General features: G+C 74.1%; 20 protein-coding genes. 6 read left to right on the forward strand and 14 right to left on the reverse strand.

Translation table 11 applies throughout. From position 1 onward, the window contains the following. Positions 1-75: 75 nt before the first annotated feature. From ACZ4U1_RS18010 to ACZ4U1_RS18020, 3 genes are all read right to left on the reverse strand, one after another. Complete coding sequence (locus ACZ4U1_RS18010) at positions 76-750, reverse strand: hypothetical protein (RefSeq protein WP_467904279.1); 675 nt, start codon at positions 748-750, stop codon at positions 76-78. 398 nt (positions 751-1,148) lie between these two features. Then, complete coding sequence (locus tag ACZ4U1_RS18015; RefSeq protein WP_467904281.1) at positions 1,149-2,840, reverse strand: DUF885 domain-containing protein; 1,692 nt, start codon at positions 2,838-2,840, stop codon at positions 1,149-1,151. Between the two features lie 53 nt (positions 2,841-2,893). After that, the gene (locus ACZ4U1_RS18020; RefSeq protein ID WP_467904283.1) at positions 2,894-3,379 is read right to left on the reverse strand and encodes an Lrp/AsnC family transcriptional regulator; all 486 of its coding nucleotides are present in this window, start codon (positions 3,377-3,379) and stop codon (positions 2,894-2,896) included. Positions 3,380-3,439: 60 nt separating this feature from the next. Here ACZ4U1_RS18020 and ACZ4U1_RS18025 point away from each other — a divergent pair, with 60 nt between their 5' ends. Continuing rightward, on the forward strand, positions 3,440-4,642 hold the full coding sequence (locus ACZ4U1_RS18025; protein ID WP_467904285.1) for a trans-sulfuration enzyme family protein: 1,203 nt from the start codon (positions 3,440-3,442) through the stop codon (positions 4,640-4,642). A gap of 64 nt (positions 4,643-4,706) precedes the next feature. On the opposite strand, the gene ACZ4U1_RS18030 is transcribed toward ACZ4U1_RS18025, so the two are convergent. The 4 genes from ACZ4U1_RS18030 to ACZ4U1_RS18045 form a co-directional block, all read right to left on the reverse strand. Further along, positions 4,707-6,119, reverse strand: a complete 1,413-nt coding sequence (locus ACZ4U1_RS18030; protein WP_467904286.1) for a GNAT family N-acetyltransferase — start codon at positions 6,117-6,119, stop codon at positions 4,707-4,709. Between the two features lie 129 nt (positions 6,120-6,248). Then, positions 6,249-7,835, reverse strand: a complete 1,587-nt coding sequence (locus ACZ4U1_RS18035; protein WP_467904288.1) for an alkaline phosphatase D family protein — start codon at positions 7,833-7,835, stop codon at positions 6,249-6,251. 122 nt (positions 7,836-7,957) lie between these two features. After that, positions 7,958-8,788: an alpha/beta fold hydrolase gene (locus ACZ4U1_RS18040; protein ID WP_467904289.1), complete on the reverse strand. Its 831-nt coding sequence runs from the start codon at positions 8,786-8,788 to the stop codon at positions 7,958-7,960. 91 nt (positions 8,789-8,879) lie between these two features. Beyond that, positions 8,880-9,533 carry an NADPH-dependent F420 reductase gene (locus ACZ4U1_RS18045; RefSeq protein WP_467904291.1) on the reverse strand — a complete coding sequence of 218 codons (654 nt, stop codon included), beginning with the start codon at positions 9,531-9,533 and terminating at the stop codon, positions 8,880-8,882. A gap of 121 nt (positions 9,534-9,654) precedes the next feature. Between ACZ4U1_RS18045 and ACZ4U1_RS18050 the strand changes: the two genes are divergently transcribed. Together ACZ4U1_RS18050 and ACZ4U1_RS18055 are read left to right on the forward strand one after the other, a co-directional pair. Next, positions 9,655-10,539, forward strand: a complete 885-nt coding sequence (locus ACZ4U1_RS18050; RefSeq protein WP_467904292.1) for an RNA polymerase sigma-70 factor — start codon at positions 9,655-9,657, stop codon at positions 10,537-10,539. Positions 10,540-10,716: 177 nt separating this feature from the next. Then, a complete protein-coding gene (locus tag ACZ4U1_RS18055) occupies positions 10,717-11,478 on the forward strand; it encodes a GntR family transcriptional regulator (protein WP_467904294.1) in 762 nt (253 codons plus the stop codon). 66 nt (positions 11,479-11,544) lie between these two features. Here the strand turns inward: ACZ4U1_RS18055 and ACZ4U1_RS18060 are convergent, their stop codons facing one another. The 3 genes from ACZ4U1_RS18060 to ACZ4U1_RS18070 form a co-directional block, all read right to left on the reverse strand. Next, the gene (locus tag ACZ4U1_RS18060; protein ID WP_467904295.1) at positions 11,545-12,702 is read right to left on the reverse strand and encodes an ROK family transcriptional regulator; all 1,158 of its coding nucleotides are present in this window, start codon (positions 12,700-12,702) and stop codon (positions 11,545-11,547) included. Between the two features lie 112 nt (positions 12,703-12,814). After that, complete coding sequence (locus ACZ4U1_RS18065; RefSeq protein WP_467904297.1) at positions 12,815-13,465, reverse strand: response regulator; 651 nt, start codon at positions 13,463-13,465, stop codon at positions 12,815-12,817. A gap of 14 nt (positions 13,466-13,479) precedes the next feature. Then, complete coding sequence (locus ACZ4U1_RS18070) at positions 13,480-14,634, reverse strand: sensor histidine kinase (RefSeq protein ID WP_467904299.1); 1,155 nt, start codon at positions 14,632-14,634, stop codon at positions 13,480-13,482. A gap of 107 nt (positions 14,635-14,741) precedes the next feature. On the opposite strand from ACZ4U1_RS18070, the gene ACZ4U1_RS18075 reads away from it, so the two are divergent. Genes ACZ4U1_RS18075 through ACZ4U1_RS18085 form a run of 3 tightly spaced genes read left to right on the forward strand, consistent with a single transcriptional unit; the run spans position 14,742 to position 16,878 of the window. Then, positions 14,742-15,662 (forward strand): ATP-binding cassette domain-containing protein, encoded by a 921-nt coding sequence (locus ACZ4U1_RS18075; RefSeq protein WP_467904301.1) that lies wholly within the window; start codon positions 14,742-14,744, stop codon positions 15,660-15,662. A gap of 2 nt (positions 15,663-15,664) precedes the next feature. Next, positions 15,665-16,375: an ABC transporter permease gene (locus ACZ4U1_RS18080; protein WP_467904302.1), complete on the forward strand. Its 711-nt coding sequence runs from the start codon at positions 15,665-15,667 to the stop codon at positions 16,373-16,375. Positions 16,376-16,434: 59 nt separating this feature from the next. Next, a complete protein-coding gene (locus tag ACZ4U1_RS18085) occupies positions 16,435-16,878 on the forward strand; it encodes a hypothetical protein (RefSeq protein WP_467904303.1) in 444 nt (147 codons plus the stop codon). Here ACZ4U1_RS18085 and mug read toward each other — a convergent pair. From mug to ACZ4U1_RS18105, 4 genes are all read right to left on the reverse strand, one after another. After that, positions 16,839-17,369 carry a G/U mismatch-specific DNA glycosylase gene (mug, locus tag ACZ4U1_RS18090; RefSeq protein WP_467904305.1) on the reverse strand — a complete coding sequence of 177 codons (531 nt, stop codon included), beginning with the start codon at positions 17,367-17,369 and terminating at the stop codon, positions 16,839-16,841. The two genes, ACZ4U1_RS18085 and mug, sit on opposite strands and share 40 nt — an antisense overlap. A 53-nt stretch (positions 17,370-17,422) precedes the next feature. After that, positions 17,423-18,865 (reverse strand): adenylosuccinate lyase, encoded by a 1,443-nt coding sequence (gene purB / locus ACZ4U1_RS18095; RefSeq protein WP_467904307.1) that lies wholly within the window; start codon positions 18,863-18,865, stop codon positions 17,423-17,425. A 59-nt stretch (positions 18,866-18,924) separates the two neighbouring features. Further along, entirely contained in the window at positions 18,925-19,371 is a 447-nt protein-coding gene (locus tag ACZ4U1_RS18100) for a hypothetical protein (RefSeq protein WP_467904309.1), read from the reverse strand. Between the two features lie 120 nt (positions 19,372-19,491). Next, complete coding sequence (locus ACZ4U1_RS18105) at positions 19,492-20,280, reverse strand: SGNH/GDSL hydrolase family protein (protein WP_467904310.1); 789 nt, start codon at positions 20,278-20,280, stop codon at positions 19,492-19,494. Positions 20,281-20,314 lie beyond the last annotated feature (34 nt).

A 20,314-nucleotide genomic window follows, 5' to 3' on the forward strand; every position in this document is an offset into this window, starting at 1 on the left:
CCCGCACGCCAGCATGCGAGCGCGGCCGGGTCGCCCGCGCGCCGGGCACGCCGAACGAGTGAGCGGCCGACGGACCTACACGGGAGCCGGCCGGCTCCGGTCGCGGCGGCCCACCGTCAGGATGTGCACGCTGAGCAGCAGTGACCACGCGGGAAAGACGAGTTCCGCCCAGGGCACGTACGAGGAGACGAACAGCAGCGTGAGGGCGGTGAGGAAGCCGACGATCGCGAGCCAGCGCGGCAGGACCCTGAGGCGGCGGCCGATGACCGACAGGGAGGACACGAAGACGGCCGCCATCCGCAGGGCGTACTCCGTCATCAGCGTGAACGCGAAGTGGCGGCCGAAGTCCCAGGTGCCGGGTACCGGTGGCAGGCCGGCGGGATGGTCCACGACGAGCACGGCGCTCGCCGCAGCGGCGGCGCCGAACATCGTGGCGGTGAAGACCAGCCCGCTGCCCAGGAAGACGGTGGCGAGGAACTTGTCCTCGCCCGCGCCGACGTGCGCGCGGATCACGCCGATGAACCACAGGAAGAAGATCCCGGCGAACGGCACCAGCGCCAGGGCCGCCCGCAGCGCGCTCCGCCGCGTGGCGTCCGTGAACCCCCGAGCGGCGGCATCGTCGACCCCCTCCGGGATCCCCAGCCTGACCAGGACCATCGCCGCCGCCAGGAGCAACGCGAAGAGCACTCCGGCCAGGCCGGCGGCCCATGGTGTCCGAAGTGCCTGCCGCCCCGTCCCCGTCTCCTGCATGCCGGCCCGCCTTCCGCATCGGCCCCCGGCACCAGCTAGCCGCCTGCGCCCCGCCCACGCCAGCGGAGGGCGCCCGTACGGCCGACCGGAATCGCGCTCCCGCCCCCGGCTCCGCCCTCCCGAAGGGGAGTGTCCACGCCAACTGCGCGCCGCCCGCTGCCCCTGCGCGGTCGTACCGCATGCGTCACCGGACCGGGCAGACGGGCCGGAACCGGTCACGCAGACGACCTGCGGCCAGGACCTCGGCGGCGGCATGCCGGGCGGGAACGCCCACGCCCTCCAGGAGGGCGCCCTCGCCTCCGTCACCCGCTCCCGGTCGACGGCGCTCGCCGGACGCGGGAGCACGGTGAACGCCGTCGGCGCCGGCCCGGTGGACGTCCTGGCATCCCCGACTGCGGTCAGAGCCGGGACAGCTCGTCCACCAGGTCGTCCAGGCCCAGCGAACCCTGGGACAGGGCCGCCATGTGCCAGGCCTTCAGGTCGAACGCGTCGCCGTGCCGCTCGCGGGCCTTCTCCCGGCCCAGCAGCCACGCCCGCTCACCGAGCTTGTAGCCGATCGCCTGGCCCGGGATCGTCAGGTACCGGGTCAGCTCGCTCTCCACGTAGTCCGCCGGCCGGCTGCTGTGCAGGCCGAAGAACTCCTCCGCCAGCTCCGGCGTCCACCGCTCACCGGGGTGGAACGGCGAGTCCGCCGGGATCTCCAGTTCCAGGTGCATGCCGATGTCCACGATCACCCGGGCCGCCCGCATCATCTGCGCGTCCAGGTAGCCGAGCCGCTCCTCCGGGTCCGTGAGGTAGCCCAGCTCGTCCATCAGCCGCTCCGCGTACAGCGCCCAGCCCTCCGCGTTGGCGCTGACCCCGCCGATCGTCGCCTGGTAGCGGGAGAGGTTCTCCGCCACGTGCGCCCACTGCGCGAGCTGGAGGTGGTGGCCGGGCACGCCCTCGTGGTACCAGGTCGACAGGAGGTCGTAGACGGGGAAGCGGGTCAGGCCCATCGTGGGCAGCCAGGTGCGGCCCGGCCGGGAGAAGTCCTCCGACGGGGGCGTGTAGTAGGGGGCCGCGGCGCCGCCGGGCGGGGCGATGCAGGACTCCACCCTCCGCACCCGCTCGGCGAGGTCGAAGTGGGTGCCGTCCAGTTCCTGGATCGCCTTGTCCATCAGGCCCTGGAGCCACTCCCGGACCTCGTCCACGCCCTCGATGTGCCGGCCGTGCTCGTCCAGATGCGCGAGCGCCACCCACGGCGTCTGTGCGCCGGGCAGGATCTTCTCCGCCTCCTTCCGCATCTCGCCGAGGATGCGGTGGAACTCCGCCCAGCCGTACGCGTACGCCTCGTCCAGGTCCAGGTCGGTGCCGTTGAAGTAGCGGGCCCAGCGCGCGTACCGCTCCCGGCCCACCACGTTCGGTGCGCCCTCGATCGCCGGCGCGTACACGTCCCGCAGCCAGTCCCGCAGCTCCACCAGGGCGGCGGTCGCGGTCCGCGCGGCCTCGTCCAGCTCGGTGCGCAGCGCCTCGGGGCCCGCGGCGGCGAAGTCCTCGTACCAGCCGCGCCCCTCGCCGTCCGTGTCCGTCCACTCGGTGAGCTGGCCGATGAAGGTCGCCGTCGGCCGGGGCGCCGCGAACAGCTTGCGCTCCAGGCCGAGTTCGAGGGACGCGCGGTAGCCCGCGAGCGCGCCCGGCACCGCGCGCAGCCGCTCCGCGATCGCCGCCCAGTCCTCCTCCGTGTCCGCCGGGGTGACCGTGAAGATCTCCCGGACCGCGTGGCCGGGCGTGTCCATGTTGCCGATCCGGCGCAGGTGCTCCTCCGCGTCGTGCACGGCGAGTTCGGCCGTCAGCCGCTCCCGCAGCAGCCGCCCGCAGCGCCGCTCCACGTCACTGTCCGCACCGGGCTGCCGTTCCGCCTCGTCGAGCTTGGCCAGGGTGGCGCGCGCCAGCTCCGCCAGGGCCTCCTGACCGGCCGGCGAGTAGTCCGGGAGCCTGCTCGAACTCTCCTTCACACCGAGGTACGTACCGGTGACCGGGTCGAGGGCGATGAGGTCGTCCACATAGGCGTCGGCGACCTGACGGGGCAGCGGGATCTGGGTCTCAGACATGCGGCCCATCCTCGTACGCGGAGGATCACCACGTCACCCGGGTTTGCCGGGATTCAGCTCTGGGCGTGGCCGGGCGGCAGCAGCGGCCCGCACTCCCACTGCTGGAAGATCAGCCGGGTCTCCACCCGGGCCACCTCGCGCCGCGCCGTGAACTCGTCCAGCACCAGCCGTTGCAGATCGGCCATGTCCGCGACGGCCACGTGCACCAGGTAGTCGTCGGGCCCGGTCAGATGGAACACCGTCCGTGCCTCCGGCAGCGCCCGGATCCGCTCCACGAACGGACCCACCAGCTCCCGCCGGTGCGGCCGTACCTGCACCGACAGCAGCGCCTGGAGGCCGCGCCCGAGCTTGGCCGGATCCAGCTGCAGCCGGTGGCCGAGGATCACGCCCGAGCGGCGCAGCCGGGTCACCCGGTCCAGACAGGTCGACGGCGCCACGCCCACCTGGGCGGCGAGGTCGCGGTAGGTGATCCGGGCGTCGTTCTGCAACAGCCGCAACAGATGCAGATCCACCGGATCCAGTACGACGGATTCGGCCACTGGCCGAACGTAGCACGGTGTTCGATCCCCGGGAACCGTTCGATGTTCACCCTTCCGGCCATGGACACAGCGAGCCCGAGTGCCTACGGCAGCGTACGCACCGCACCGAGAGCCCTGGCCACCGAGGCCGTGCACGCCGGCCGTGACGACCTCGCCCGCCAGGGCCTGCACGCCCCGCCGATCGACCTGTCCACCACCTATCCCTCCTACGACAGCCGCGCCGAGGCCGCCCGCATCGACGCCTTCGCCACCGACGGCGCCGACCCGGTGGGGCCGCCCGTCTACGGTCGCCTCGGCAACCCGACCGTCGCCCGCTTCGAGACCGCGCTCGCCCGCCTGGAGGGCACCGAGTCCGCGGTCGCCTTCGCCAGCGGCATGGCCGCGCTCAGCGCCGTCCTCCTCGCCCGGTCCGCGACGGGCCTGCGCCACGTGGTCGCGGTACGGCCCCTGTACGGCTGCAGCGACCACCTGCTCACCGCCGGGCTGCTCGGTACGGAGGTCACCTGGACCGACCCGGCCGGCGTCGCCGACGCGCTGCGCCCGGACACCGGCCTGGTGATGGTCGAGTCCCCGGCCAACCCGACCCTCGCCGAACTCGACCTGCGGGCGATCGCCCACGCCTGCGGCTCGGTCCCGCTGCTCGCCGACAACACCTTCGCCACGCCCGTGCTCCAGCGCCCGGCGGAGCAGGGTGCCCGGATGGTGCTGCACAGCGCCACCAAGTACCTCGGCGGTCATGGCGATGTGCTGGCCGGGGTGGTCGCCTGCGACGAGGAGTTCGCGGGCCGGCTGCGGCAGATACGGTTCGCCACCGGGGGAGTCCTGCATCCGCTGGCGGGTTATCTGCTGCTGCGCGGCCTGTCCACGCTCCCGGTGCGGGTCCGGGCCGCCTCCGCGAACGCCGCCGAGCTGGCCCGCCGGCTCGCCGCCGACCCGCGCGTGGCCCGGGTGCGCTATCCGCGGCTCGGCGGCGCGATGATCGCCTTCGAGGTGCACGGCGACCCGCACGAGGTGATCTCCCGGGTCCGGCTGGTCACCCCCGCGGTGAGCCTGGGCAGCGTCGACACGCTCATCCAGCATCCCGCGTCGATCAGCCACCGCATCGTGGACGCCGAGGACCGGCGCGGGGCGGGCGTGAGCGACCGTCTGCTGCGGCTGTCGGTGGGCCTGGAGGACGTGGACGACCTGTGGGCCGACCTGGACCAGGCCCTGGGGGGTGTGCGGGAACGGCAGGTGGCACCGCTGCGGGAGGCGGTGCGCTGAGGGGGCGGGGCCCCACGGGGCCCGGCACCTCACCCACTGCCCGACCGGCGTGGGGACCCCGGACTCAGGCCGGGCGAGGCGCGGTGGTCACCGGTGCCGCGTCCAGCCGGGCCGTGATCACCAGCGTGCCCTCCTCCACCTGGTAGTCCAGCGGCAGGCCGAGGCCGCGCATGGCGGAGACCATGCCGGTGTTGGACGCCTTGGTCACGGCGTACACACTCGCGCAGCCGGCCTCCGCCGCCATCGCCACCAGCCGGCCGAGCAGCTCGCCGCCGACGCCCCGCCGCTGCCACTCGTCCTCGACGAGCAGCGCGACCTCGGTCTCGTCGCCGTCCCACAGCAGATGCCCGAGGCCGACGATCCTGCCGGAGGCGGTCTGCGCGGCCAGCGTCCGGCCGAATCGGGGGCTGAGCAGGTGGTTCAGATAGCGGTCCGCGTCGCCGACCGGGCCGTGGTAGCGCATGCCGAGGGTGTGCGGCGAGCACCGGTCGTGCATCGCCCGGGCCGCGGCCAGGTCCCCGGTGTCCACCCGGCGCACGGTGATGTCGTTGCCCTCGGGCAGGGTCAGTACGTCCTGACCGTCGGGGATCCGCGGCCCGAGCCGGCCGTCCAGCTCCACCAGCGCCCGGGCGCGGGCGAACTCGGCGGGGGTGAACGGAAGGTACGGCCGCTCCACGGTGAGCACACCGCCCTCGGGCGCCGGCAGCCGCATCACGGTGTCCTCCAGCACGCCCTCGACCGGCACCGGTGCCGGACCGCGGCCGCCGCCGGCCGGTGTGCCGGGCAGCGACCGGATCGTGCAGCGGCCCAGCAACTGGCGCAGCGCCAGCGGGAGTTCGGAGGCGTCGAGGGCGGTGCGGGCGGCCAGGCCGAGCACCCGGGTGGGCACGTCGACCAGGTCGTGGGCGTCGGCCCGCTCGATCCAGGTGGCCGTGCCCCCGGCCAGTGCGACCGCCCGGGTGATCTCGGCCGCCGCGAGCGCGCCCGGCGCCCGCAGCAGGAACTCGTCCACCGTGCCGTCGGCCAGCGGGTGCGTCTGCAGGCTCAGGATGTCCACCCGCCGCCCGGCGAGCGCCGCGCACAGGGCGGCCAGCGAACCCGGCTCGTCCTTCACCGTCGTCCGCATCCGCCACAGCGTGCCGGGGCCCTCGCAGGCGCCGTCCTCGTCGGCGGCGGGCTGCTCGGACGGCCCGGCCGGCCGCGTCCGCGCGGTCGGCCGGGCACCGGTATCGCTCACCGGCGGCGCGTGTCCGTGGCGGCGTGACCACCACACGTGGAATCCCGCCGTCGCGGCCAGCACGACGGCCGAGATCACCAGCAGGGCCGGGCCGTCCGGCCCGTGCCCGATCAGGTTCGCCACCGCGTCCGCGACGGCCACGGCGGTGAAGAGCGCGGCGAGTTCGACGACGTCCCGCCGCCAGTGGTGCACGGGCCGTCCGTGCCTCGCCCGGCTCACATCAGGCATCTCTGGAGTCATGCAGCCACTGTGGAGGAACGGTGTTGCGTGATCACGAACTGATTGTGACCGATGGGTAAAGCATGCTCCGTCCCATTTGTTGCACTTTCTATGGCCGACCGGTCGACCGGTCGGCTTCCTGGCCGGTGCTCACTGACCGACCCGGCCCGGCTGCAGCGCTTGCGTGAACAGCACGGTGCCGTCCTGCTCCCGCAGCCGTACCGTCAGCTCACCGCTGTCCCCGTCGATGTCGACCTCGCCGAAGAACTGGTAGCCGCCCGCGGGCGAGACGTTCGACGCGGTCGGCGCCTTCACGAACACCCGCTCCGGACCGAAGGTGCCGTCCAGCGCGCTCGCCGGGAAGGCACCGGCGTTCAGCGGCCCGGAGACGAACTCCCAGAACGGCTCGAAGTCGGTGAACGCGGCCCGCGAGGGCTGGTAGTGCTGGGCGGAGGTGTGGTGCACGTCCGCCGTCAGCCACAGCGTGCCGGTGATCCGCCGGTGCTTGACGAACCGCAGCAGCTCGGCGATCTGCAGCTCCCGCCCGAGCGGCGCGCCCGGATCGCCCTGGGCCACCGCCTCGTAGTTCGGCTTGCTCTCCGTCGGGTCCGGTACGACGAGACCGAGCGGCATGTCGGCGGCGATCACCTTCCACACCGCGCGCGACCGGGCCAGCTCCCGCTTGAGCCACTCCAACTGCTCCCGGCCGAGGATGCCCTGCGGGTCGGTCGTCTGGTCGTCGGGGGAGTTGGCGTTGCGGTAGGTGCGCATGTCGAGCACGAACACGTCCAGCAGCGGCCCCTGGCGCAGTACCCGGTGGACCCGCCCCTCCTTCGCGCCCGGACGCAGGGTGGAGAGGGGGACGTACTCGCTGAACGCCCGCCGGGCGCGCGCCGCGAGGACGTCGACGCTCTTCTCGGTGTAGCGGGTGTCGGTCGAGGCGATCACCTCGCCCGGGTACCAGTTGTTGCGCACCTCGTGGTCGTCCCACTGGACGACCGAGGGCACCTGGGCGTTGAACCGGCGCAGGTTGGCGTCGAGCAGGTTGTAGCGGAAGTTGCCCCGGTACTCGGCGAGGGTCTCGGCGACCTTCGACTTCTCCTCGGTGGTGATGTTCCGCCAGGTGCCGCCGCCGGGCAGCGCCTGGGTGGCGCTGATCGGTCCGTCGGCGTAGATGGTGTCGCCGCTGCACAGGAAGAAGTCCGGGTCCAGCTTCGCCATGGCGTCGTAGATGCGGTAGCCGCCGAGGTCCGGGTTGATGCCCCAGCCCTGGCCGGCCAGATCGCCCGACCACAGGAAGCGCACCCCGTCCCGGCGGCGCCGGGAGGCGGTGCGGAAGGTGCCGGTCACGGGCTCGCCGGTGCGGCGCGGGTCGTCCGGGTCGGCGAGCAGCACCCGGTAGTGGATCTGTTCGCCGGAGGGCAGGCCGTGCAGCCGGGTGGTGCCGGTGAAGTCCGTGCCGGCACCCAGCAGCGGGCCGTGCCATCGGCGCGGGTTGCGGAACGACTCGGTGGCCGAGGTCTCCACGATCATCCGGGCCGGCCGGTCCGAACGCACCCACACCAGGCCGGAGTCGGCGGTCACGTCACCGGTCTGCACGCCCCAGCCCGCCTCGGGGCGTCCGGAGCGGGCGAACGCCGGGGCCGCGCCGAGGCCCACGGGCAGGGTCAGAGCCGCCGACGCGGCGAGCGAGCCGCGCAGCACGCTGCGGCGGCCGGGGAGCGGACGGTGGGACATGGCTCAAGCCTCCAGGGACGGGATCCGGCCAGTGTGCAGAGCCACACCTACTGGGGCGCCGAGGCGCGCACGCGAACCGGAAGTGAACTCCAGTCGGCTGAAGGGGCGGTCGGGGGCGACGGTCAGCGGCTGCCGTCCAGGATGACCCGCGCCACCAGCGCCGGGTCGTCGTTCATCGGGCAGTGGCCGCAGCCCGGCAGCCGGACCAGCCGGGCGTGCGGGATCAGCTGCTTGGCGCGGACGCCCTGGCGGCGCACCAGGATCCGGTCCCGGGTGCCCCAGGCCACGGTGACCGGCAGGCCCGGCAGGTCGTCGGTGAAGCGGACGGCGGCGCCCGCCCGCAGGGTCGCCTCGAATCCGCTCGCCCCGACGAGCGCGAGCGTCTCGGCGACCACCGCCTCCGGCGAACGGCGCCCGGGACGGGCGTAGATGGTGCTGGTCAGCGCGGTACGGCCGGCCGCCGTACGGGACAGCCGCTGCACCAGGGGCAGCGGCAGCCGCTGGGCGATGCCCCGCATCGCGAGCAGCACCGTGAAGGCGTACCGCCGCTCGGCCTCGGACCAGAAACCGGCGGGGGACAGGGCGGTGACGGACCGTACGAGCTTCTCCCGGCCCAGCTCCAGCGCGAGCAGCCCGCCCAGCGAGTTGCCGGCGACGTGCGGGCGGTCCAGCTCCAGCGCCTCGAACAGGGCGCCGAGTACGGCGTTGGTGGTGGGCAGGTCGTAGGCCAGGCCGTCCGGCAGTCCCGGGGACGCGCCGAAGCCCGGCAGGTCGACGGCGATCACCTCGCGCTCGGTCGCCAGGATGTCCACGACCGGGTCCCAGGCCTGCCGGTGATGGCCGATGCCGTGCAGCAGGACCAGCGGTTCGCCGCGGCCCACGCGCGCGTAGGACACGGTGACGTCGCTGGGGCCGTGCGGGGCGGGGACCGTGAAGGAGGCGGTGGCGGACATGGGGTGCTCCTCGTCTGGGCTGCTGACGGACGCCGTAGACAGCTTGTCAGCAATTACTACCAGCGGGTAGCCCCTGGGGGCCCCACGCCTCTCAACCCGGCCGGCGGACCTCGATGTTGAAGTCCGCGTCCCCGAAGCGGCGGAACAGGGTCAGCCACAGCGGCAGATACATCTCCACCGCGCGCGCCGAGCGGATCCCGCCGAGGTCCAGCACCCGCCCGGCCGGCCAGCCGAACTCCCCGAGCAACGCCGTCACCTGCTCCTTCGCCCCGGTGTCGTCCCCGCACACGAACAGCTGGTGCTCGCCCGGCACCCGCCCCGGATCCACCATCACCCGGCAGTTGACCGTGTTCAGCGTCTTCACCACGCGCGCGTGCGGGAACGCCCGCTGGATCTGCTCGCCCACGCTGTCCGACTCCACCGGGTCCAGCCGCGGCTGCCCGTCCTCGAACGCCAGCGGGTTGGAGACGTCCACCAGCACCTTGCCGTCCAGGTGCTCCGCGCCCGCCGCCCGCAGCGCGTCCAGCGCGACCCGGCCGCCCACCGCGCTCACGACCACCTCGCCCGCCGCCGCCGCGTCCGCGAACGTCCCCGCGTGGGCCCGCCCGGCCTCGGCCGTCGCCCACTCCACCGCCACCGGGTTGTCCCGGGTGCGCGAACCGAGGGTCACCTCGTGGCCCAGCTCCAGCAGCCGGCCGGCCAGGGTACGGCCCACCTCGCCCGTGCCCAGCACCGCGTACCGCATCGCCCACCTCACGGTCACCGGCCGCCGCCCGCCGGCGGTCCGCGGTCATTGTGATCCGCACCGCCCCCGGAGCCGGGCATTCCGGGTGGACAGCGCAGGGCGTGTCGGATGGGATGGACCCGTGACCGCAGACCCAGCCACCGACGTCTTCGAAGAGCACCGACCCCTGCTCATGGGAGTCGCCTACCGCATGCTCGGCCGGGTCGCCGACGCCGAGGACGTGGTCCAGGAGGCCTGGCTGCGCTGGTACCAGGCCGACCGCACCGAGGTCCGCGAACCGCGCGCCTACCTGGTGCGCATCACCACCCGGCTGGCCATCGACCGGCTGCGCCAGGTGCAGTCGCGCGGCGAGGCGTACGTCGGGCCGTGGCTGCCCGAGCCGTACCTCACCGAATTCGCCGACACCGCCCCCGACTCCGCGGACCGCGCCGTGCTCGCCGACACGGTCTCCCTCGCCGTCCTGGTCGTCCTGGAGTCCCTGTCCCCGCTGGAGCGGGCCGTGTTCGTGCTCCGGGAGGCCTTCGGCTACCCGTACGCCGAGATCGCCGCGCTGCTCGACCGCGCCGAGCCCGCGGTACGGCAACTCGCCGGACGGGCCCGCCGGCACGTGGCGGAACGGCGCCCGCGGTACGAGGTCGACCCCGCCCGGCGCCGCGACCTGACCGAGCGTTTCCTCGCCGCCGCGGCCGAGGGCGACCTGCAGGGGCTGATGTCCCTGCTCGCCCCGGACGTCCGGCTGGTCGGCGACAGCGGCGGCAAGGCCAAGGCGCCGTTGCGCACCCTGCACACCGCCGACAAGGTCGCCCGCTTCCTCATCGGCGCCGCGAGCAAACTCCCGGCGGGGCTGTCCGTCCAGCCCCTGGAGGTCAACGGCGGCCCGGCCGTGCTGGTCCTGGTCGACGACAAGCCCGACAGCCTGTTCCAGCTGGACATCGCCGACGGCCGGGTCACCGCCGTCTACGTCGTCCGCAACCCGGACAAGCTCCGGCACCTCACCGGCGACTGAGCCGGCGGCCCGGCCCACCGTCCCACCCGCGAGCCCCCGTCGTACGACGGGGGCTCTGTCGTGCGGATTGGTCTTGACCAAGGGTGACGGTCGCCCTATGGTCGCAGAGAAGTGCAACAACCTTTAATAAACAAGGGCGCCAAAAACCGCCGGACCACGGCTCTTGCGGAGGACAGGGTGGGGACCACGCAGCTGGAATCGGTACCGGAACCGAAGTACTGGCATCTCAAGACCGTGCTCACCGAGGCACTGGACTCGGAGTTCTCGGTCGGCGAGATCCTGCCCAACGAGCGCGACCTCGCGGCCCGTTTCGGCGTGGCCCGCGCGACGCTCCGGCAGGCCCTCGAACAGCTGGAGCTGGAGGGCCGGCTGCAGCGCCGCCGCGGAGTCGGCACGACCGTCGCGCCCCCGCGCGTGGGCGTGTCCGTCGGCACCGAACAGCACGCCTGGCCCGGCGCCGCCGGAGACGCCTGGCAGCCCGTCGACAGCGTCCGGGCGACACCGCCCGCGACCGTCGCCGCCGCCCTGGAGACCGGCCCGGACGACACCGTCCACACCGTCCGCCGCACCCGCATGTCCCACGGCCAGCAGGTCGCCACCGAACTGCTCTACATCCCCGCGGCCTCGGTGCCCGGCCTCACCGCGATCGACGCCCCGTCCGGCGCGGCACGCGCGCGTGCGGTGCTGCGCGAGTTGCAGCACCTGCCGCTGGAGGGCGAGGACCGCGCCGTCGAACTGGGCTCCGCCCGCGCGGACGACGCCAGGGAACTCGACCGGCTCCCCGGCTCCCCGGTCCTCGTCGTCACCACCCGCTTCTTCGCCCGGGGCCGCACGGCCGCCCTCTCGATCGCCACCTACCGAGCCGACACCTGCCGGCTGACGTTCGGCGAGTCGGCGGGGGTGGAGATACACCACGACCCGGAGAAGCGAGCTTCCTGACACCGGGCGGGGGCGACCAGCCGCAAACGGCGCCGCCCCCGCACGGGACCGCACCCGGCGCTCCCGTCACCGACGTGCGGTCACCGAGCCCTCTACGGCGAACAGCTGCTCCTCCACATGGTCCAGAGCCAACCGCAGCGCCCCGGTCGCCACGGCAGCCTCTCCCAGAAGGGAGAGCGCGACCCGAGGCGGCCGCAGGCAGTACCGGGCGAGTTCGCGCCGCAGCGGCTCCAGGACACCGTCCAGACCCGCCGCCCAGCCCCCGATCACCACCAGCTCCGGATCGAGCGCCAGCACCAGCGCGGCGACGTCGTGCACGAGCCGCTGGATGAACCGCTCGACGGCCGCCCGAGCCCGCTGGTCGCCCTTCCTCGCCAGCGCGAACACCTCGGCGACCGCCTGCTCGTCCAGCGGGTGCAGCGGCTCGTCGGTGGTGGACAGCAGCGCCTCCGGCGTAGCCTCCCGGCCCAGCAGATGCAGCGCGCCGATCTCCCCGGCCGCCCCGCCGTAACCCCGGTGCAGCCGCCCCCCGATCAGTGAGCCGGCCCCCGGGCTCAGCCCGGCCAGCACGAACACCACGTCGTCCGTCTCGGTCGCCGCGCCCTTCCAGTGCTCGGCCACGGCCGCCGCGTTGGCGTCGTTCTCCACCAGCACCGGACAGCGGAACGAACGGCTCAGCCGCTCGCCCAGCTTCAGGCCCGTCCACTGCGGCAGGGCCGTGCCCAGCCGTACCGTGCCGTCGGCCTCCACGATGCCCGGCGTGCCCACGCCCACCGCCCGCAGCGAGCTGCGTGCCACCCCGGCCCGGCGCAGCAGCTCGGCGACCGCGCCGCGCAGCCGGTCGAGCCGCTCGTCCGCCGGTGCCTTCTCGTCGACCTCCTTGGCCTGCGCGCCCAGCACCCGTCCGTCCAGGTCGGACAGGAGCGCGGCGACGCGGTGCGGTCCGATCTCCAGGCCCAGCAGATGGCCCGCCTCGGCCCGGAAGCGGAACCGCCGGGCGGGCCGCCCCTGCCGGCGGGCGCCGCCGTCGTCGGCCGCCGCCTCCACCACGAGGCCGCCCTCGATGAGCCCCTCCACGACGCCCTCGACGGTCGGCCGGGACAGTCCGGTGACCCGGGTGATCTCGGTGAGCGTCGCGCAGTCCGTGGCACGCAGCGCGTGCAGCACCACCGCGGAATTGATCCTTCGCAGCAGCGAGGGATCGCCGCCGGTCAGCTGCCCCACCGTCCGTCCTCCCAGCTCGCGGGCGTGTTGGCCGGATCGTACTCGGCCCGGCCACCCCCGGCGAGTGCCGGGTTCCGCCCGCGGCCGGACCCTTCGGTCAGGCCGGCTCCGTTCAGGCCGGCTCCACGAACCCCGACTCGTAGGCCGCGATCACCGCCTGGGTGCGGTCCCGCGCGCCCAGCTTGGCCAGGACCGCGCTCACATGCGACTTCACCGTCTCCGCGCCCACGAACAGCCGCGCGGCGATCTCGGCGTTCGACAGTCCCCGGGCCATGAGCCGCAGCACCTCCGCCTCCCGCTCGGTCAGCCGCTCCAGGGCGGCCCGCGCCGGCCGGTCACCGTCGCCGTACCGGACGGCGAGTCGCCGTACGGAGGCCGGGAACAGCAGCGACTCGCCCTCCGCGACCAGCCGCACCGCGTGCACGATCTCGGCCGGACGGGCACGCTTCAGCAGGAACCCGTCGGCGCCCGCACGCAGCGCCTCGTACACGTACCGGTCGTCCTCGAAGGTGGTCACGACGAGGATCTTCGGCGGCTCCGGCACGGTGCGCAGCACCGCGCGCGTGGCCTCGATCCCGTCCATCAGCGGCATCCGTACATCCATGGCCACCACGGCCGGCCGCAGTTGCCGTACCAGCGGGACCACCGCCGCGCCGTCGGCCGCCTCGCCCACCACCTCGATGTCGGGCTGCGCCTCCAGCACGGCCCGCAGACCCGCGCGGACCAGGGGTTCGTCGTCGACGAGGAGTACGGTGACCGGCATCCGGCCAGCCTAGATCAGCCGAACGGCAGCTCCGCCCGCACCTGCCAGTCGCCCTCGTCCGGGCCGGTCCGGGCGGTGCCGCCGAGCAGCGCGGCCCGCTCGCGTATGCCGCGCAGGCCGCTGCCCCGCCCGGGGCCGGGTATCGGCCCGGGCAGCGGATTGCGGACCTCCAGGGTGAGCAGTCGGTCGGTGACCGCGACCCGGACCCGGACGGGCACGGCTCCCGCGTGCCGCAGCACATTGGTGAGCGCCTCCTGAAGGATGCGGTGGCCCTCGCGGGACACCGGGTCCGGCACGCCCTCGACCGGTCCCGTCACCTCGGCGTCGACCTTGGCGCCGGAGACCCGCGCCGACTCCAGCAGCCGGCCGGCGTCGGCCAGCGTGGGCCGCGCGCTCACCGGCCGCTCGGCCTCCCGCAGCACGCCCAGCACCCGCTCCAGGTCCTCCAGTGCGGCCCGGCCGGCCTCCTCGATGGCGCCCAGCGCCCGGTCGGTGAACTCCGGATCACCGGCCGCGCGCGCGGCGCCCGCCTGCACCACCGCCACCGTCAGGGCGTGCCCGATCGAGTCGTGCAACTCCCGGGCGATCCGGGTGCGTTCCAGCAGTTGCCCGGTGCGCTCCTCCAGCGCGGCCAGCCGCTCGGCCGCCGACGGCCCGAGGAGCCGGCGCGCGGCGGCCGTCACCAGCTCGCCGAGCCCGACGACCGCGCCGTACAGGGCGAGCAGCGGCAGCGGAGCCAGCAGGGCCCAGGCGCGGTGCGGCGGCAGCCGGTCCAGCAGCGGGACCCCGTCCGGCGCCCCGCCCCAGGCACACCGCACCAGTTCGAAGCAGAGGATGGGCAGCCACACCGAGGCGAACACGGCCGCGGCGCCGAGCAGCATGCGCAGCTCCAGCCACAGCACCGTACGCAGCCGGTCCCGCCAGGTCACCGCCGGCGCCCCCGAGATGCCCGGCTCCGGCTCGCCCGGCGTGAGCAGCAGCCGCGCCTGGACACCCTCGCCCCGCCGCACCGCGGGCACGAGGCCGAGCGGGACGAGCAGCAGCGCGGGCACCCAGGGAGTCGACGGGTCGACGAAGAGCCAGACGCTGACCACCAGCATCGGCACCCACAGGTGCAGCAGGCGCGTGTACGTCGTCCCGCGCAGCAGCGGGAGCAGAAGGCGAGCCATGACGTCATCGTCGCAGGCGGCACCGACAACGGACCTCCCCCGCACGGGGGAGACGGTCTCCACCGGCGGGGGAGGAGCCGAGCGCCCCGCCCGGCCAGGCTGTTGCCATGACCAGCATCGACGTACGAGACCTCACCAAGGAGTACGGCGGCCGGCGGGCGGTGGACCAGCTCACCTTCCGCGTGAGCCCCGGCCGGGTCACCGGCTTCCTCGGCCCCAACGGCGCCGGCAAGTCCACGACCTTCCGCCTCGTCCTCGGCCTCGACCGGCCCACCGCCGGCACCGCCACCGTCGGCGGCCGCGCCTACGCCGGCCTCCGCGACCCCCTGCGCCGGGTGGGCGCCCTGCTCGACGCCCGCGCCGCGCACGGCTCGCGCACCGCCCGCGACCATCTGCTGGCCCTCGCCGCGGGCAACCGCGTCCCGGCCCGCCGGGTCGACACCGTCCTGGAGGAGACCGGTCTCGCCGCCGCCGCCCGGCGCCGGGTGCGGACGTACTCCCTCGGCATGCGCCAGCGGCTGGGCATCGCCGCCGCCCTGCTCGGCGACCCCGAGGTGGTGCTGCTCGACGAACCCGCCAACGGCCTCGACCCCGAAGGCATCATCTGGATCCGCACACTGCTGCGCCGGCTCGCCGCCGAGGGCCGTACGGTCCTCGTCTCCAGCCACCTCATGGGCGAGACCGCCGCCTTCGCCGACCACCTGCTGATCCTCGGCCGGGGCCGCCTGCTGGCCGACACACCGGTCCAGGACTTCATCCACGCGCGCGTACAGCCCCAGGTCCGCATCCGCACCACCGACCCCGCCGCCCTCGGCGACCTCCTCGCCCGGCACGGCCACGACGCCTCCCGCGACGAGGACGGGACGTGGACCGTACGGCACGCGCGCGTGGACGACATCGGCCGGCTGATGTCCGAGGCGGGCGTCCCCGTGCTGGAACTCGCCGCCCGGGAAGCCACCCTGGAGGAGGCCTACCTCGATCTGACCGCTGCCGAGGCCGAGTTCACCGCATCCCGTCAGGAGGCCTGACCATGCCCTTCGCACCCGTGCTCCACGCCGAGTGGATCAAGATCCGTTCCCTGCGCTCCCTGCTGGGCGCCCTGGCCGCGATCCTCGTCGCCACCGCCCCGTCGGCGGCGCTCGCCTCGGCCGACGCCGACGACTCCGACCCGCTGTTCTCGGTGTTCTTCGGCATCAGCTTCGGCCAGGTCGCCGCGATCGCCTTCGGTACGACGGCCGTCTCGTCGGAGTTCCGGGGCGGCGCCCTGCGGCTGACCCTGGCGGCGGTGCCCGACCGGGGGCGCTGGTTCGCCGCGAAGGCGACGGCGATCGCCCTGCCGGCGCTGGCCGTCGGGCTGCTCACCGGGTTCGTCACGCTCCTGCTGGGCCGGGCGGCACTCGGCGCGTCCGCACCCGGCTGGGGCGAGGGAGTGCGCGGCGCGGTCGGCTGCGGCCTGCACCTGACGCTGATGGCCCTGTTCGCCGCCGGACTCGCGGCCGTGCTGCGCAGCGGGGTCGCGACCCTCTCCGTGCTGATCCCGTTCCTGCTGATCGTGTCCTTCGTGGTGGGCGACCTGTCCGGCGGCGCCGCCGACTTCCTCCCCGACCGGGCGGGCCAAGTGGCCCTGCACAGCAGCCCGGACGGCGCCCTCGGCCCCTGGAGCGGGCTCGCGGTGACCGCGCTGTGGACGGCGGCGGCCCTGGCGGCGGGCGGGTGGAGTGTCGGACGCAGGGACGCCTGACAGCGGGCGGGCAGCTGACGGACCGCCAATTGTCAGTGGCCCCGGCTTTACTGGATCCCATGGACATCGCGAAGTGCCTGGCCCTCATCGACCTGCTGTGCGCCCGGGAGTTCCCGGCGGCGCACGGCAGGACGGAGCACGGCGAGAGCGGGCCCGGCTATCACATAGCCGCTTTACAGACGAGCGAGGAGTTCTGGGAGGACGACGGCAGCGAACGGGACGAGACGGAGGCGCAGTACGAGGCCGACCGGGACGGCCTCGCGGAGCGGCTGGGGGAGCGGTGGGGCCGGCCGCAGCAGTTCAGCCTGTACAGCGTGCTCGACCGGACCATGGCGGGCGAGGACGTCGCGGAGCCCTGGGCCGGGCTCAGCGGTCACGTCCCGGACGTCCACCTGTGGCGGGTGCCGGAGGCGGGCCGCTGGGTCGCCCTCGGGGTCTCCCAGTGGGACAAGGAGCTGCCGTTTCAGCTGCTCGGGATAGTGACGGATACCGACCCGCCCTGACCGGGCACGTCCGCCGCCTCCCGCAGCCGGGCGAACTCCTCCGCCATCGTCGCCGCCGTCCAGTGCGCGTTCAGCCCGCTGGGATTGGGCAGCACCCACACCCGGGTGTCCCCGATCGTCCGCTCCTGCGGACCGACCTGGGCCGTGCGGTCACCGAAGGCGGCCCGGTACGCGGTCACGCCGACCACGGCCAGCCACCTCGGCCGCAGCCGCGTCACCTTGGCGGTCAGCAGCCGCCCGCCCTCGGCGTACTCCTCGGCGGTCAGCTCGTCCGCCCGCGCGGTGGCCCGCGCCACCACGTTGGTGATGCCGAGCCCGTAGGAGAGCAGCTCCCGCTGCTCGGCCGGCTTCAGCAGCCGGGGCGTGAAGCCGGACAGGTGCAGCACCGGCCAGAACCGGTTGCCGGGACGGGCGAAGTGGTGGCCGGTCGCGGCCGTCATCAGCCCCGGGTTGATGCCGCAGAACAGCACTCGGAGGCCGTCCGCGACCACGTCCGGGACGAGGCGGTCGCGGGCGGCCTCCAGGTCCGCCTTGGTCAGGCGGGTCAGAGGATCGCTCCGGGGGTGTAGCCGGCGGCCTCCGGGTGCTGCTTGACGATCTCCTCGATCCGGCCGACGACCGCGCCGACCTGGTCGGCGGCGGCACCGGTGAAGGAGAGCTTGTCGGCCATCAGCGCGGCCAGCCGCTCCCGGTCGAGCGGCAGGCGCTCGTCGGCGGCGAGCTTGTCGAGCAGGTCGTTGCGCTCGGCGCCCTGCTCGCGCATCGCGAGCGCGGTGGCCACGGCGTTCTCCTTGATCGCCTCGTGCGCGACCTCGCGGCCGACCCCGGCCCGCACGGCGCCCATGAGCACCTTGGTGGTGGCCAGGAAGGGCAGGTAGCGGTCCAGCTCACGGGCGATGACGGCGGGGAAGGCGCCGAACTCGTCGAGGACGGTCAGGAACGTCTCCAGCAGGCCGTCCAGCGCGAAGAAGGCGTCCGGCAGGGCCACCCGGCGCACCACGGAGCAGGACACGTCGCCCTCGTTCCACTGGTCGCCCGCCAGCTCGCCGGTCATCGAGGCGTAGCCGCGCAGGATGACCATGAGGCCGTTGACACGCTCGCAGGAGCGGGTGTTCATCTTGTGCGGCATCGCCGAGGAGCCGACCTGGCCCGGCTTGAAGCCCTCGGTGACCAGCTCGTGCCCGGCCATCAGCCGGATCGTCCTGGCCAGCGAGGAGGGTGCCGCCGCCAGCTGCACCAGCGCGGTGACGACCTCGTAGTCCAGCGAGCGCGGGTAGACCTGGCCGACGGAGGTGAAGGCCTGCGCGAAGCCCAGGTGCTGCGCGATCCGGTTCTCCAGCTCGGCGAGCTTGCCGGCGTCGCCGCCGAGGAGGTCCAGCATGTCCTGCGCGGTGCCGACCGGGCCCTTGATGCCGCGCAGCGGGTAGCGGCCGAGCAGCTCCTCGACGCGGCCGTAGGCGACGAGCAGCTCGTCGGCGGCGGTGGCGAACCGCTTGCCCAGGGTGGTGGCCTGGGCGGCCACGTTGTGCGAGCGGCCGGCCATCACCAGCTCGGCGTACTCGCCCGCGAGCTTCCCGAGACGGGCCAGCACGGCCACCGTACGGTCGCGCATCAGCTCCAGCGACAGCCGGATCTGCAGCTGCTCGACGTTCTCCGTGAGGTCACGGGAGGTCATGCCCTTGTGCACGTGCTCGTGCCCGGCGAGGTCGTTGAACTCCTCGATCCGCGCCTTCACGTCGTGCCGGGTGACCTTCTCGCGCTCGGCGATCGAGGCCAGGTCGACGGTGTCGAGGACGCGTTCGTAGTCGGCGAGCGCCTCGTCCGGGACCTCGATGCCGAGGTCCTTCTGGGCCCGCAGCACGGCGAGCCAGAGCTGCCGCTCCAGCTTCACCTTCTGCTCGGGGGACCAGAGCGTGGCGAGCTCGGCGGAGGCGTAGCGTCCGGCGAGGACGTTCGGGATGCGGGGCTTGGCGGGCGCAGAAGTCACGTGTCCAGATTCTACTGGCGGTTTGTGCAGGCCAACGCCATGGGTGCGGTCGGACGAAGCTACGAGAGCCCCGTCACGTCGGTGGCGGCGGCCGGCACCCGCCCGGAGGGCCCGTCCTGCTGCGGGCGTGCCTGGCGGGCGCTCTGCCGCACGGTGAGCAGGGCCGCGACCCCGCTGAGGAAGCCGCCGGTGCCCGACACGCCGGCGATCACGAGTGTCAGCACGTTCGCGGCGGTGGTCGGCGTGGTGGCGCTCTCCTCGACGGCTTGGCCGGGGGCGACGTAGACATTGGCGCTCCCGCCGGAGGCGCCGTCGTCCGGGAAGGCCGGGGTACCGGTGGCGGACCCGGTACCGGGGGACGACGGGCCGACCGGCGTGTCCACCGCCCGGGGGCCCGCCACGAGCAGCGTGACGATACAGATCGCGAACCCTGCCAGGGCGACGATCTGCCGGTGCAGTGCGACCCGCGAGGCGGGCCGGTTCGTACGGTTCGGCGTCTGACTCACTCCCACACCTCCATGGCTGCCGAGGCCCGAGCGGCCCCGTGCCTCCATTGCGCCCCGGCCGGCCAGTCGCGTCACGGCACTGGAATTCGGGAGTTGACAGGGGGAGTCAGCGGTGACGGGCTACGCCCGGCCCTCGTACGGCAGCAGTTCCGGGCGCTTGGGCGGGCGGCCGTCGCCGGAGGAGCGGCCGGTCAGGCGGCGGCCTATCCAGGGCAGCAGGTGCTGACGGGCGAACCGCACGTCGGCGGTCCGCCGCATCAGCCAGCCCGGCGGGGCCGTCGGCGGCATCGGCACGTGCCACGCGGTGTCCTCCGGGTCGTAGCCGAGCGTCTGCCACACCGCCTCGGCGACCCGGCGGTGCCCCTCCGCCGTCAGATGCAGCCGGTCCACGTCCCACAGCCGCGGGTCGGCCAGCGCGGGCGCACCGTACAGGTCGACCACGACGGCGCCGTGCCGGGCGGCCAGCTCGTCCACGCAGGCGAACAGCTCCTCCATGCGCGGCCGGAACCGTTCCAGCACCGGGCCCTGGCGGCCGGGGCTGCGCATCAGCACCAGCCGCTTGCAGGAGGGCGCGAGCCGTTCCACGGCCTCGGTGAGCAGGTCCCGGACCCGGCCCATGTCGCACTTGGGGCGCAGGGTGTCGTTGAGCCCGCCGACCAGGGTGACGACGTCGGCGTTCATCGCCGCCGCCACCTCCACCTGCTCGTCGACGATCTGCCCGATCAGCTTCCCGCGCACGGCGAGGTTGGCGTACCGGAAACCGGGCGTGCGCGCGGCCATCCGCCCGGCGAGCACATCGGCCCAGCCCCGGTAGGAGCCGTCGGGCAGCAGGTCCGACATGCCCTCGGTGAACGAGTCGCCGACCGCGACCAGGCTGGTGTACGCAGGAGATGCGGGATACGTCTGCATGGCGACAGAGATGGTATCCCGAGGCCAATACCTG

Source organism: Streptomyces sp. NPDC028928 (assembly GCF_055564915.1).

What these genes read in the sequence shown, in the direction of transcription:
- ACZ4U1_RS18070 (WP_467904299.1), bottom strand. Translation starts at nt 14,634, where the DNA reads ATGGCTCGCCTTCTGCTCCCGCTGCTGCGCGGGACGACGTACACGCGC.
- ACZ4U1_RS18045 (WP_467904291.1), bottom strand. Translation starts at nt 9,533, where the DNA reads ATGCGGTACGCGGTGCTGGGCACGGGCGAGGTGGGCCGTACCCTGGCC.
- ACZ4U1_RS18040 (WP_467904289.1), bottom strand. Translation starts at nt 8,788, where the DNA reads ATGTCCGCCACCGCCTCCTTCACGGTCCCCGCCCCGCACGGCCCCAGC.
- ACZ4U1_RS18105 (WP_467904310.1), bottom strand. Translation starts at nt 20,280, where the DNA reads ATGCAGACGTATCCCGCATCTCCTGCGTACACCAGCCTGGTCGCGGTC.
- ACZ4U1_RS18065 (WP_467904297.1), bottom strand. Translation starts at nt 13,465, where the DNA reads ATGCCGGTCACCGTACTCCTCGTCGACGACGAACCCCTGGTCCGCGCG.
- ACZ4U1_RS18085 (WP_467904303.1), top strand. Translation starts at nt 16,435, where the DNA reads ATGGACATCGCGAAGTGCCTGGCCCTCATCGACCTGCTGTGCGCCCGG.
- ACZ4U1_RS18015 (WP_467904281.1), bottom strand. Translation starts at nt 2,840, where the DNA reads ATGTCTGAGACCCAGATCCCGCTGCCCCGTCAGGTCGCCGACGCCTAT.
- ACZ4U1_RS18030 (WP_467904286.1), bottom strand. Translation starts at nt 6,119, where the DNA reads ATGACTCCAGAGATGCCTGATGTGAGCCGGGCGAGGCACGGACGGCCC.
- ACZ4U1_RS18035 (WP_467904288.1), bottom strand. Translation starts at nt 7,835, where the DNA reads ATGTCCCACCGTCCGCTCCCCGGCCGCCGCAGCGTGCTGCGCGGCTCG.
- ACZ4U1_RS18075 (WP_467904301.1), top strand. Translation starts at nt 14,742, where the DNA reads ATGACCAGCATCGACGTACGAGACCTCACCAAGGAGTACGGCGGCCGG.
- ACZ4U1_RS18080 (WP_467904302.1), top strand. Translation starts at nt 15,665, where the DNA reads ATGCCCTTCGCACCCGTGCTCCACGCCGAGTGGATCAAGATCCGTTCC.
- ACZ4U1_RS18010 (WP_467904279.1), bottom strand. Translation starts at nt 750, where the DNA reads ATGCAGGAGACGGGGACGGGGCGGCAGGCACTTCGGACACCATGGGCC.
- ACZ4U1_RS18025 (WP_467904285.1), top strand. Translation starts at nt 3,440, where the DNA reads ATGGACACAGCGAGCCCGAGTGCCTACGGCAGCGTACGCACCGCACCG.